The organism is Enterococcus sp. DIV1307a, from assembly GCF_050537425.1.
Classification (GTDB): domain Bacteria; phylum Bacillota; class Bacilli; order Lactobacillales; family Enterococcaceae; genus Enterococcus; species Enterococcus faecalis.
The window spans coordinates 489,248-502,269 of record NZ_CP172914.1; the positions used below are offsets into that span (position 1 = coordinate 489,248).

Below are 13,022 nucleotides of genomic sequence, written 5' to 3' on the forward strand. Positions count from 1 at the left end.
GATGTCAAAAATAGTGATTGCATTAGGTGGAAATGCGTTAGGAAATTCTTCGAAAGAACAATTGGCAAAAGCACAAACCGCTGCAAAATCCATTGTTGATTTAATTGAACAAGGCCATCAAGTGGTGATTGCTCATGGCAACGGGCCACAAGTTGGCAAAATTCGCTTAGCTTTTGAGGAAACGAGTCAATCTCCAGAAGATGTCGTGCCGTTTCCTGAATGCACAGCAATGAGCCAAGGCTATATTGGCTATCATTTACAACAAGCAATTGATGAAGAACTAGTAGCCAGAAATTTAGGGGAACAACCAGTTGTTACGTTAATTACACAAGTCGTGGTGGATCCAAAAGACCCAGCGTTTACAAAACCAACAAAACCAATTGGTGGTTATTATGACGAAGAAACAGCCAAACAGTTGATGGCGGAAACTGGGAACGTCTATCAAGAAGATGCGGGTCGAGGCTGGCGACGGGTAGTTCCTTCACCAAAACCAGTCGATATTTACGAAAAAGTTAGCTTGCGAACACTTGTTGATGCAGGACAAATCGTAATTGCTTGTGGTGGCGGCGGGGTTCCTATTGCCTATGATGGTCCAGTCTATCATGGTGTAGATGCAGTCATTGATAAAGACTTTGCGGCAGCAAAAATGGCTGAACTCATTGAAGCAGATGTTTTTGTGGTATTAACTGCAGTGGAACATGTTTTTGTTAACTTTGGTCAAGCAAATCAACAAGCTTTGACCGATGTTACGGTTACGGCAATGCAACAATATATAGAAGAAAATCAATTTGCGCCAGGTAGTATGTTACCTAAGGTAGAAGCGGCCATCAGTTTTGCAGAAAGTAAACCAAACCGCCAGGCGATTATCGGGCTTTTAGAATTAGCTTCGGAAGCAATCAAAGGAGAAAGTGGTACACGAATTACACAATAAATTCTCAGTATTTAACTTTCACAAAAGACTAAAACAAACGCATTTAGCGGACTATCTTAATCGTTAGAGAGTAGGACATCGGTCGTTTTGACGGATGTCCTACTCTCTATTTTGTCTTTTTAACGAACAAAACTGTTAGTTGTCATGCAAAAATAAACATAGTAAGATAATCTTTAAATGGTATAGGAGGATAAAAATGTCTAAATTTTTAAAAGTAATCGGAATAATTGCTGTTTTGTTAGTCATAATAGGCGCTGCAGCGTATTGGTTTATACTCAAAAAGTTCACTCCTGAGGCAGAAACCCCAGCAATGTACAATCAAGAGAGAATCGTTAAAACGATTGAAGACCAATTAAAAGAAACAGATGTACAAAAAGCTCGTACCAAAGCACCGTTGATTACTGAAAAAAATATCACTGAATTACAGCAAGCGATTGCCGAAGGAACATTGACCTATGAAGAACTTACGGCGTTTTATTTGGACCGTATTTTACAGTTCGATCAAATAGATAATGGCATGAACAGCATCTCTGAAATCAATCCGCAAGCAATTAAGGAAGCAAAGGCATTTGATCAGCAAGCCTCTCAAACACCGAGGAAGCCTTTGTATGGTATTCCTGTGACTTTGAAAGAAAATATAAATACGACCAACATGATTTCGAGTGCAGGAGCTTATGCCTTACGCACGTTCAAGCCTAAGGAAGATGCGGAAGTAGTTAAGAAGTTAACAGAGGCGCAAACTTTGATTTTAGGAAAAGTAAACTTATCTGAACTAGCGAATTATATGTCAATGAAAGCACCAAGTGGCTATAGTTCTAAACATGGACAAACACTTAATCCTTATGGGCCGCTCAAAATAACACCTTCAGGTTCAAGTTCTGGGAGTGCGGCTAGTGTGACGATGAATATCGGCGCCTTCTCTTTAGGCACTGAGACGATGGGATCGATTGTTTCCCCCGCTTCTCATCAATCAGTGGTTGGTTTTAAACCGACCCACAGTTCAGTAAGTGGCGAAGGTGTTTTGCCATTGGCACCGTCATTAGATACAGTTGGCCCGATTGCCCGAAGTGTCGTTGATGCTGCGCAAGGCTATAATGCGTTTAAGAAAGACACGGTTCCGAGCATTGATTCAACGAAATTTACTAAAAATAACTTACAAGGTCAACGCATTGGGTTGCTAGAAATGCCAAGTGCTGAAGAAGAATTTACGGCTGCTAAAAAGGCCCTCCAAAAAGCTGGAGCAGAAGTGATTCCGGTAACACCAGACATGGAAGGGATTGATGGCGGGAAAGTTATTTCCAATGAATTTAAGTTTGCATTGGAAGAATTTGCGAAACGGTATGACTTACCATTTAAAACACTGGAGGAACTAATTGCGTATAATCAACAAGATAAAAAGGTTCGTGCCAAGTATGGGCAAGATTTATTAGAAGCAGATGTTAAAAAGAAACAACCAGATAAAGAAATCATTCAAACAACCATTAAAAAAGCACAGCAAACGTTTGATGCGTTGCTGAAAAAACAACAATTAGACGGATATGCCTTTATTGATTCTGAAGGTACGGGTTTAAGTGCCGTGGCAGGATATCCTGAATTGACGGTTCCTTTGGCTAAAAACAGTGAAGGACAACCTTATGGGCTGACTTTTACACAAACTGCCAATAAAGAGCAAACGTTATTTGAGCAAGCTTACAGCTTTGAACAAAGTACCAAAGGACGGATAGTGCTTTCAGACAACGAGCTGTTGGCAAACAGTAAAAAAATAAGTAGAGATGAGCAGTAAAGGAAACTAGGGATGGCGAAACATCCATATCAAACCTAATAAAAATAATCGACCTACAAACGAAAGGGAACCGTTTGTAGGTCGATTATTTAGGTGAGTCGTTTTTTTTTTGCTTTTTTAGGCGAATGTTTTCATGTAATAAGTTAATAAGTGGCCAGATTCGAGAAATAAGGCCATCAATTTTTAAGCATTTCAATAAAAAAAGTGAACGATGGCTGTGTTTGAAGCATAAATATGTGCGGTTGCTTCCACTTTCACAACATTAATTTGGAGCGCTACCGTCGTAAAGGGTTCTGCCGCAGGAATCATTAGATGGAAACAAATCCATGACTACATAGAAGATTAAAGCAAGATGAAGAAAATATTGTGGCAATAAAGGATATCAGAAAGCTTACGAAATAACTATATGTAGTGTATTTTTATTTTTTTAATCAATATATAGTATTAAAATCTTCTTTTTATTCCGAAATCTGATTGACTTGTTTTTTAAAACGGAGTACTCTTATTGAGACGTCAACAGAGAAAAGTTTGGTTTTAGGAAGGTCGGAAATTTGTCGTGAATAAGAATTTTTTGGTGAATGATTTTAAAGGTTGGGAAACGAGAAGTTACTTGTTTTTAGCTTTGATGGTGGGGGTACAGTTGATTGCATTTGCTATCAATCCATCGAATTGGATTACGTTAGTAGGTGGTTTAGCCGGCATCATTTGTGTGAATTTAATTGCCCAAGGAAAAGTCAGCAATTACATTTTTGGGTTAATCAGTGCAGTGATTATTGGCTATTTTGGGTTAGTGACACGGGTATATGCGGAAGTTCTTTTACAAAGCTTCTATATTATTATGGACATTACAGGGCTTTATGCTTGGCTTCGGGCTAGCAAGGATGGCTCGGGTCAAGTAACCGAAGTAAAAGTTTTAAAAGGTATTCAGTGGTTGTATGCCTTTTTCACGTGGCTGCTCATTGGCGTAGCTGCATATATTTTGTTAGGTTTTGTAAATGATGCGCAACAAACATTAGATGCAATCACGTTCAGTGTTTCAGCGACAGGGATGTTATTGATGATTAAACGTTATCAATCGCAATTCGTGTTTTGGCTACTAGGAAATATTTTTTCAATTTTGTTATGGTTCCGAGCAGGGACGCACGCTGGTGGTGATTATGCGATATTTGTTATGTATTGTATGTATACTTTTAACTCAATTTTTGGTATGTTTAATTGGTTGAAGATAAAAAATAAAATGGAAAAAAATAGGTAGGGAGTTCGATGGCAGTGATTGTTTTAGCAGGTACGATTGGCGCTGGTAAATCTAGTTTAACAGCTTTAATTGCAAACCGTTTAGGTTCAGAAGCCTTTTACGAATCAGTTGATGATAATGAGGTATTACCTTTATTTTATGCGGAACCGGAAAAGTACGCATTTTTATTACAAATTTATTTTTTAAATAAACGTTTTGATAGTATTAAACAAGCATTAACGCATGAAAATAATGTATTGGATCGCTCGATTTATGAAGATTCATTACTTTTTCATTTAAATGCAGATTTAGGTCGTGCAAACGAAACAGAGGTCAAAGTGTACGATGACTTATTACAAAACATGCTCCAAGAATTGCCTTATGCTGCGCATAAAAAAAGGCCTGATTTGTTAGTTCACATTCGTATTTCATTTCCCAAAATGTTAGAACGCATCAAAAAACGTGGCCGTCCTTATGAACAAATTGAGACAGATCCAACGTTGTATGATTACTATCAAATGTTGAACGAGCGTTATGATCAATGGTATGAAGACTATGATGAAAGTCCTAAAATTCAAATTGATGGCGATAAATATGATTTTGTCGAAGATCCTGAAGCGTGTCAATATGTCTTGGCGTTAATTGAGAAGAAAATTGAAGAATTAGAAAGATAAATAAAAAGAAGCAAGTCCGGACTTGCTTCTTTTTGACTTAAAATGTGGATAGATAGGCTAAAGTTGCTACTAAATAAAGGAGTGTAGTGCTAAATTATAGAATCGGATTTTAACCTTCCCCTAAGTTAAAATCGGATAATCTATCCATCGACAGTTTAAGTTTGTATAAAATAGCGGTAGCTATTATCAACGAAGTCATTCATCGGTTGACCTGACTTCTCTAGAAGTATACCATCGAAAATAACCAACAGTTGTTCAAAATTTGGACTTAGTAAGTGTAAATTTTGATTGAAAGTTTCTGTAAATCAATCATTTATTCAAAAAATAATACTCGAAAGAAGGAAGATAAATGGGCCAAATTTGGTTTGAACGCATTCTACGTTGGCGCAAAAAAGCGCAACGATTTTTACAAGGACGTTATGCACGGTTCGATGAATTGAATCGAACGCTGTTGCTAACAAGTGTCGTGCTGGCGCTCATCAATATTTTTACTGGCTATCTTTGGGTTCGGTTATTGATTTTAATCACAGTCGCCTACGTGTATTATCGCTTTTTTTCAAAACATATTCACCCGCGATTGAATGAAAATCAACGGTTTATTCTTCGAAAACAACGCCTAATGCAAAAGGTTCATGCTTTTCGCAAGCGACACATGACTCAGAAAGAGTATCGTTATTTTAAATGTCCAAAATGTCAGCAGTCATTACGTGCGCCGAAAGGACGAGGAACAATCAAAGTCACTTGTTCAAACTGCCAAAATCAATTTATCAAAAAAGTCTGACCTTCTGTGTTTTTTGGTCTAGGCAACTTTCGGACTTGTGGTATACTTGAGAAAAGAAACCATTGGATATTCTAAAAGGGGAATATCTTGTTAAAAAAGGAGAGAAAAAACAATGGAAATTAAACGCCAACAAGAAATTGTTGAAGCGTATCACTATGATATGCGAGTACCTGATTCAGAAGTAGAGACAGATTTACGTGTCAGCTTTTCACCAATTGAAGTAGAAGAAGAAAATTATCCAGAAAACAGCTCAGCACTTGTTGCTCGCTTAGAATTTCGAATTGTCTTTGACGAATTTGTTTTATCAGGGGCGATTAGCCAAATTAATCACATTATTGATCGTAAAATTGAAAAACAAGAAGATATTTCGCAAGAAGAAGTCGATGAACTTGTGCGTCCTTTATTTAGCATCGTCGAACGTTTATCTTATGAAGTAACTGAAATTGCTCTGGATCGTCCAGGTGTTCAATTGAATTTTCAACAATCAGAAGAAGCTTAAACTTTGAAAACAGCGTTTATAACGGATTCCGTTATAAACGCTGTTTTTATTCTTGTGAAGATTTAGCAACCAAAGCTTTTTTAAACTGTTCATAATTTTTTGTAGCGATATCCACATAAGCAATCGGCTGACCAACTTTGGTGATTTTTTCGGGAAGATAGGGAGCGAGCATTTCATTGTACAAAATGAACGCAGCTTCTGGTACTTCCTCTGAAAGAACATCATAACTGATAAAGTCAATTTCATAGGTTGGTTGAAAAAAGGCTTTGATGTTTTGCTGCTCTTTATTTGAAAAGAGCCAAGGACCCGCATTTGCAGGGCTTCCCACAAATAACGTCGCTCCATCACGGTTGACAGAAAGGATCCAACAAATTTTTTGCATACGCTTACACCTCCTAGAACTAAGTATACCACGTCAGCTTAAAAGAAAGAGGACAAAAAACAAATTATTTTTACAGTGACTAGTAAAACAACGCTTGGTGATAGTTTTAAACTATCGCAACGGTTATTTTCTATCAAAAAGTAAGCAAATTATCCCACTATTTGCTATAAAATAAGGTACAATAGAACTATCACTGGAAACAGCCTGCTGTTTTCAGGGTATTTACTGGAGAGTGAGTACCGGGAACCTTTACTTCCTTTGATGTACTTGTCATTAAAAACATAGGGAGGAACTAAAATGACAACATTCATCACTGTATTAGTGATCCTTGCATTTATTGCTGTGTTATTCGGTTTCTACCAAATGCAAAAGAAACATTTAAAATTCTCAACACGTGTCTTTTCAGCATTGGGCGTGGGGATTGTTTTAGGTGCAATTATTCAATTTGCTTTTGGTACAGACAGTAAAATTACTACGCAATCAATGGAATGGATCGGGATTGTAGGTAATGGTTATGTAGCGTTTCTACAAATGCTCGTAATTCCGTTAGTATTTGTATCTATTGTAGGTGCATTTACAAAAATGAAAGAATCCAATAAATTAGGAAAAATTAGCTTTAATGTGTTAGCCACCTTACTAGGAACAACAGCAGTAGCTGCCTTGGTGGGGATTGGAACAACCTTAGCATTTGGTCTTCAAGGGGCAAAATTCACGCAAGGTGCTGCAGAAACGTCAAGAATTGCCGAGTTAGCGACGCGTCAAGATGCGATTCAAGATTTGACGATTCCCCAACAAATCGTTTCATTCATTCCTAAAAATGTCTTTGCTGACTTTGCGGGAACACGACCAATGAGTACCATTGGGGTGGTAATCTTTGCTGCGTTTGTTGGTGTCGCTTATTTAGGCGTTCGTCGTAAAGCGCCAAAAGAAGCTGAATTTTTTGCAAATTTAATTGATAGTTTATATAAAATTACCATGCGAATTGTTACCTTAGTTTTACGCTTGACCCCTTATGGCGTGTTAGCGTTAATGATTAATGTTGTAGCAACAAGTGATTTTGTTGCGATTATTAACTTAGGTAAATTTGTGTTGGCATCGTATGTGGCCTTAATCATTGTTTTTGCCATTCACATGTTGATTTTAATTACTTTAAAAGTCAATCCAGTTACGTATCTAAAAAAAGTTTTTCCAGTTTTGAGCTTTGCTTTTACTTCTCGTTCAAGTGCAGGAGCTTTACCATTAAATATTGAAACACAAACCAAAGCATTAGGTGTCGATGATGCCACAGCAAACTTTGCTGGTAGTTTCGGTTTATCTATTGGACAAAATGGTTGTGCCGGCGTTTATCCAGCTATGTTAGCAACCATCGTTGCACCAACTGTTGGAATTGATGTCTTTAGTTTACAATTTATTTTAATGTTAGTAGCAGTTGTCACAATCAGTTCATTTGGCGTAGCCGGTGTCGGTGGCGGAGCAACCTTTGCTTCTCTAATCGTTTTAGGCGCAATGAACTTGCCGGTTGCAATTGTTGGTTTAGTAATTTCAGTTGAACCACTTATTGACATGGCGCGGACAGCTGTTAACGTTAACGATAGTATGGTTGCAGGCGTGTTAACAAGTGCTCGTATTCATGAATTAGATCGTGATGTCTTAAATGATCGCGACGTTGTCTTAGATGCAAATATCTAAATCAATAAAGCGAAAAGTGTTTGAGCAATGTCTTGCTCAAACACTTTTTTTTGATTTTAAGCGAAAGTGCAGTAATTATTTAAAAGAACGTATATAATAAGTTGTTAACTAAATTCAAAAGGACGTGAAGGAATGTTTTCAAACCAAGTAAAGATTATGTTATATGTGAATAATGTTGAGGAATCTAGTCAATTTTGGCAAACGTTTGGCTTTGTTGAAAAGGAAAGAGAGGAAGTTGACGGCACATTGGTGGTAGAAATTGCGCCAAGTGAATCAGCAGAGACGATTATTGTTTTATATGATTTGGCCTTTATTCAAAAACATTCACCAGAAGTGGCGGGGAATACCCCTTCTTTAATGTTTGCTAGCGATGATATCATTGGTCTCTATAAAAAAATGCAAGAGGCTGGCGTTACTGTCGGTGAAATGGTTCAATTGCCAACAGGCTTAGTTTTTAATTTTGCAGATAACGATGATAATTACTTTGCTGTGATGGGGCAAGAAAGTAAATAAAAAACAGCTTGGCACTGGAATCTAGATTGATTCTGGTGCCAAGCTGTTTTTTATAAAAGTTGAAAGTTTTATAAATTTTACTAAAATCTGTAATTTTCATGAAAATATAGCGTATGATAATGCTGTTAATAGAATAGGCGGAGGTAAGCGGTATGCGTAAACGACATGCAAAGAAAAGACATGGAGGAGTGAATTGGCTTTTTATAGTGTGTTTGTTGGTGGTGATTGGTGGTAGTGGTTATTTAATAAAAACGTTCTTTTTCACTAGAGATTCACAAGTTAGTCAAGAATCGAAAGTGGTCTTGGAAGAAGATCGCCGAAGTGATAATTATGCGAATTTAACGAAAGAAATAGTTGCACCAGATAGTGGCGAACTTGATCAAAAAATTCAAGAAACAAATTATATTGGTTCGGCTTTGATCATTAAAGATGGTCAGGTTTTAGTAAATAAAGGATATGGCTTTGCCAATTTTGAAAAGCAACAAGCCAACACGCCAAACACAAGGTTTCAGATTGGCTCGATTCAAAAATCTTTTACCACAACCTTGATCTTAAAAGCGATTGAAGAAGGTAAACTTACATTAGATACAAAACTCGCTACGTTTTATCCGCAAGTTCAAGGTGCTGGAGACATTACGATTAGCGATATGTTGAATATGACAAGCGGTTTGAAGTTATCAGCAATGCCTAATGATATCGTTACCGATGAAGAAATTATTCAATTTGTTAAACAAAATACCATTCAAGTCAATAAAGGAAAATACAATTATTCCCCAGTAAATTTTGTCCTTTTAGCAGGAATGTTAGAGAAAATGTATCAACGTACCTATCAAGAATTATTTAATAATTTTTATCACAAAACGGCTGGTTTAAAGAATTTTGGCTTCTATGAAACCTTATTGGAACAGCCCAATAATTCAACAAGTTATAAATGGACAGAAGATAATTCATATAACCAAGTGCTCTCAATTCCTGCAGCTAGTTTTGCCCATGAATTTGGGACTGGTAATGTGGATATGACGACAGGTGATTTGTATTGGTACTTACATCAATTAACGAGTGGACATTTAGTTTCCACCGCACTTTTGCAAAAATTATGGACGTCTTCTCAGCAAAGCTCTTATCATGGCGGCATCTATGTTCATGATAATTATTTACGTTTACACGGAGTTGAAGCGGGTCAACAAGCCCTAGCTTTATTTTCAAAAGATATGAAAACTGGGATCATATTGCTAACTAATTGTGTAAATCCAGCGAAATACAAAGAATTAATTGGTTCGTTGTTCCATGATGTAACCAATTTAACTGTTAAATTTTAAAGCAGAAGTAACAACGATCACTCCCAAAGCCTTTTTAGGTTTCTTCTGAGAGACTTTATATTAAAATAAAGGGAAGAACGATCAAAGGGAGTGACGAAGATGAAACAATCAAAAAATAAACAAGTTGTTATTGGTGAACCAACGAAAAAAAACATTTATCTTCAAGATATAGAACAGGAAACGCAAGCTTTTATTCTCCAAAACAATCCACAATTGACAGCTGAATCGATGATTACATTGGCGGAGTTACTTAATTATCGTTTGGATTACATGAAACAATTGGTCGCAAATGATTCTGAAAAAATCCAACAACTGAATGAATTAGTGGTTCAACACATCAAAGAAGATAAGCTGATTTCCAATAATATGAATGAAAAGATGGAAAAGAAATTAACCTTTGGCCAACGAGCAGCGGATACCATTGCTAAATTTGGCGGTAGCTGGGTGTTTATTGGCTTCTTTTGCTTCGTGTTGATTGCTTGGATCGTGATTAACTCTACCACTTTATTGGGACAACCATTTGACAAATATCCTTATATTTTGTTGAATCTTGCCTTATCTTGTTTAGCAGCTATCCAAGCACCGATTATTATGATGAGTCAAAACAGACAAGAAGCCCGTGATAGAGAACAAGCGAATAATGATTATAAAATTAACTTAAAAGCAGAGGTAGAAATTAATTTATTACATGAGAAAATGGATTATATTATCAATAATCAACTAGAAAATTTGGTAAAAATCCAAAATATTCAAATTGAACTTTTAGGTGAGTTGCAAGAACAACTCGCTACGACTTCTGAAAAGGAGTAGTAGATAGAAGTAGCTCGTTGTTGCGTAATAATTATTACGCAACAACAAGCTACTTTTTTATTGTGTGTAAATACACAAGCAAAATAATCGCTTTCCCTTTTTCATTCACCGTATAATGGGATAGAATGACTTTATACAAAAGGGGAAAACAAGATGAAATACCAAGTATTACTTTATTACAAATATACAACAATTGAAGATCCAGAAGCTTTTGCGAAAGAGCATCTAGCCTTTTGCAAATCATTAAACTTAAAAGGCCGTATTTTAGTAGCGACAGAAGGGATTAACGGAACGTTATCTGGTACTGTCGAAGAAACAGAAAAGTATATGGAAGCAATGCAAGCAGATGAGCGCTTTAAGGATACATTCTTTAAAATTGATCCAGCAGAAGAAATGGCCTTCCGCAAAATGTTTGTTCGCCCACGTTCTGAATTAGTGGCGTTGAACTTAGAAGAAGACGTTGATCCATTGGAAACGACGGGGAAATATTTGGAACCTGCAGAATTTAAAGAAGCCTTATTAGACGAAGACACTGTTGTAATCGATGCTCGTAACGATTATGAATATGATTTAGGTCATTTCCGTGGTGCCGTGCGCCCAGATATCCGTAGCTTCCGTGAGTTACCACAATGGATTCGCGAGAACAAAGAACAATTTATGGATAAAAAAATTGTTACCTATTGTACTGGCGGGATTCGCTGTGAAAAATTTTCTGGCTGGTTATTAAAAGAAGGATTTGAAGATGTTGCTCAATTGCATGGTGGTATCGCCAACTATGGAAAAAATCCAGAAACACGTGGCGAACTTTGGGACGGCAAAATGTATGTCTTTGATGACCGAATCAGTGTCGAAATTAATCACGTTGATAAAAAAGTTATTGGGAAAGACTGGTTTGATGGAACACCTTGCGAACGCTACATTAACTGTGCAAACCCAGAATGTAATCGTCAAATCTTAACTTCAGAAGAAAATGAACATAAACATTTAGGCGGCTGCTCATTAGAATGTAGCCAGCATCCTGCCAACCGTTATGTAAAAAAATATAATTTAACAGAAGCAGAAGTTGCTGAACGTTTAGCTTTGTTAGAAGCGGTTGAAGTATAAAAATAATAAAAAAATAAACAAAAAAACTTCGAAAATTATTTTTTGAAGTTTTTTTGTTTATTTTTTTGTCTTTAAAAGTGTTGATTTTAAAGCTTTCTTAGCTAAAACCATTTTATTTTTTAAAAGCGTCTGAAAAAAATAAAAAAATCTAATAAATATTTCTTTTATATAATGTTTATTGGCTGGGCCAGTCAATGTTGAAAATGGGGAAGGAGGAATTCAGATGAAAATCATAAAAAGGTTTAGTTTGGTATGTTTAGGGCTGTTGATCATTGGGTTGCAAACAAAAAGCGTTATGGCTGAAGAAAATAATTATGAATCAAATGGTCAAGCGAGCTTCTATGGTACCTACGTTTATGAGAATGAAAAAGAGTCAAATGACATAGCGGATACCCAACAATCAGAAGAACAGGGAAGAAACAATTTAACTGCTTCTGGACAAGCAGTTTTACCTAAAACAGGCGCGTCTGAAAATCCGCTGTATTCCTTGATAGGAGTTAGTTTGTTGGGGGTAGTCATTTATTTAATTAATAAAATGAAACGAGAGAAGGAGCTTATTTAATGAAAAAAACTATTTTACTTACATCGGCAACCATACTTTTAGGCGTAGGGTTTCAAGCAATAAACGCATCAGCAGCAGAAACTTTTCCGAAAGAATACAATACAGAAGGCACAATTACTTTTGAAGCAGGCGATAACGAAATCACACCGCCAGTTGATCCAGAAAATCCCGATCCTACTGATCCAGTAGACCCAATTGATCCTCCAGGGCCAGGAACGGGTGGTGCCTTATCAATTGATTATGGGTCAAAATTTAAATTTGGCACACAAAAGATTTCTACGGCAGATCAAACGTATTATGCCGCGCCAGATGAAATGAAAGATGGTTCAAAAAAACCAACCTATGTACAAGTAACTGATAAAAGAGGAACGTTAGCAGGATGGAAACTAACGCTTTCCCAACCTGAACAATTTAAAACAGCTACTGGAGAGGAACTAGTCGGCGCTCAATTAACGTTTACAAAGGCAGAAGCTGCCTCAATGGTGGATGAAAAATATAAACCTACTGAAGTCAGTAGTACTATTTCCTTAACACCTGGTGTAAATAATAATCTAGCGATGAACGCTAAAAAAGAAACAGGTGTTGGGACTTGGGTTTATCGCTTTGGTTCAAATGAAGCAACAAATAAAGAAGCTGTCCAACTATTCGTTCCCGGAAAATCTGTAAAGCTTGCACAACAATATTCAACGAAGTTAGTTTGGGCATTAGAAGATACTCCCGCTAATAATTAAATAAAGGAGA

General features: G+C 36.7%; 14 protein-coding genes. 13 read left to right on the forward strand and 1 reads right to left on the reverse strand.

Going from position 1 to position 13,022, the window contains the following annotated elements; translation table 11 throughout:
- The first annotated feature begins 1 nt into the window (after position 1).
- The 6 genes from arcC to IGL90_RS02470 all read left to right on the forward strand — a co-directional run bounded on the left by arcC (position 2) and on the right by IGL90_RS02470 (position 5,902).
- Positions 2 to 931, forward strand: coding sequence for a carbamate kinase (gene arcC, locus IGL90_RS02445; RefSeq protein ID WP_002355590.1), 930 nt, complete (start codon positions 2 to 4; stop codon positions 929 to 931).
- Between the two features lie 196 nt (positions 932 to 1,127).
- On the forward strand, positions 1,128 to 2,714 hold the full coding sequence (locus IGL90_RS02450) for an amidase family protein (RefSeq protein WP_048737358.1): 1,587 nt from the start codon (positions 1,128 to 1,130) through the stop codon (positions 2,712 to 2,714).
- A 556-nt stretch (positions 2,715 to 3,270) separates the two neighbouring features.
- Complete coding sequence (gene pnuC, locus IGL90_RS02455) at positions 3,271 to 3,969, forward strand: nicotinamide riboside transporter PnuC (RefSeq protein ID WP_010824422.1); 699 nt, start codon at positions 3,271 to 3,273, stop codon at positions 3,967 to 3,969.
- A gap of 8 nt (positions 3,970 to 3,977) precedes the next feature.
- A complete protein-coding gene (locus tag IGL90_RS02460) occupies positions 3,978 to 4,622 on the forward strand; it encodes a deoxynucleoside kinase (protein ID WP_002355594.1) in 645 nt (214 codons plus the stop codon).
- Positions 4,623 to 4,971: 349 nt separating this feature from the next.
- Positions 4,972 to 5,403: a hypothetical protein gene (locus IGL90_RS02465; RefSeq protein WP_002355595.1), complete on the forward strand. Its 432-nt coding sequence runs from the start codon at positions 4,972 to 4,974 to the stop codon at positions 5,401 to 5,403.
- Positions 5,404 to 5,515: 112 nt separating this feature from the next.
- Positions 5,516 to 5,902 (forward strand): DUF1149 family protein, encoded by a 387-nt coding sequence (locus IGL90_RS02470; RefSeq protein WP_002358717.1) that lies wholly within the window; start codon positions 5,516 to 5,518, stop codon positions 5,900 to 5,902.
- A gap of 46 nt (positions 5,903 to 5,948) precedes the next feature.
- Here the strand turns inward: IGL90_RS02470 and IGL90_RS02475 are convergent, their stop codons facing one another.
- Positions 5,949 to 6,284: a hypothetical protein gene (locus IGL90_RS02475; protein ID WP_002366186.1), complete on the reverse strand. Its 336-nt coding sequence runs from the start codon at positions 6,282 to 6,284 to the stop codon at positions 5,949 to 5,951.
- A 297-nt stretch (positions 6,285 to 6,581) separates the two neighbouring features.
- Between IGL90_RS02475 and IGL90_RS02480 the strand changes: the two genes are divergently transcribed.
- The 7 genes from IGL90_RS02480 (at position 6,582) to IGL90_RS02510 (ending at position 13,012) form a co-directional block, all read left to right on the forward strand.
- Positions 6,582 to 7,973: an L-cystine transporter gene (locus IGL90_RS02480; RefSeq protein WP_002355598.1), complete on the forward strand. Its 1,392-nt coding sequence runs from the start codon at positions 6,582 to 6,584 to the stop codon at positions 7,971 to 7,973.
- Between the two features lie 132 nt (positions 7,974 to 8,105).
- Positions 8,106 to 8,486 (forward strand): VOC family protein, encoded by a 381-nt coding sequence (locus tag IGL90_RS02485; RefSeq protein WP_002363195.1) that lies wholly within the window; start codon positions 8,106 to 8,108, stop codon positions 8,484 to 8,486.
- 152 nt (positions 8,487 to 8,638) lie between these two features.
- Positions 8,639 to 9,805 carry a serine hydrolase domain-containing protein gene (locus IGL90_RS02490; protein WP_010777421.1) on the forward strand — a complete coding sequence of 389 codons (1,167 nt, stop codon included), beginning with the start codon at positions 8,639 to 8,641 and terminating at the stop codon, positions 9,803 to 9,805.
- Positions 9,806 to 9,904: 99 nt separating this feature from the next.
- The gene (locus IGL90_RS02495; protein ID WP_010777422.1) at positions 9,905 to 10,615 is read left to right on the forward strand and encodes a DUF1003 domain-containing protein; all 711 of its coding nucleotides are present in this window, start codon (positions 9,905 to 9,907) and stop codon (positions 10,613 to 10,615) included.
- A gap of 153 nt (positions 10,616 to 10,768) precedes the next feature.
- Positions 10,769 to 11,719, forward strand: coding sequence for a rhodanese-related sulfurtransferase (locus IGL90_RS02500; protein ID WP_002358723.1), 951 nt, complete (start codon positions 10,769 to 10,771; stop codon positions 11,717 to 11,719).
- Between the two features lie 178 nt (positions 11,720 to 11,897).
- The gene (locus tag IGL90_RS02505; RefSeq protein ID WP_016633047.1) at positions 11,898 to 12,281 is read left to right on the forward strand and encodes an LPXTG cell wall anchor domain-containing protein; all 384 of its coding nucleotides are present in this window, start codon (positions 11,898 to 11,900) and stop codon (positions 12,279 to 12,281) included.
- Positions 12,281 to 13,012 (forward strand): WxL domain-containing protein, encoded by a 732-nt coding sequence (locus tag IGL90_RS02510; RefSeq protein ID WP_002383012.1) that lies wholly within the window; start codon positions 12,281 to 12,283, stop codon positions 13,010 to 13,012. The genes IGL90_RS02505 and IGL90_RS02510 overlap by 1 nt, the downstream gene beginning before the upstream one ends.
- Positions 13,013 to 13,022: the final 10 nt, after the last annotated feature.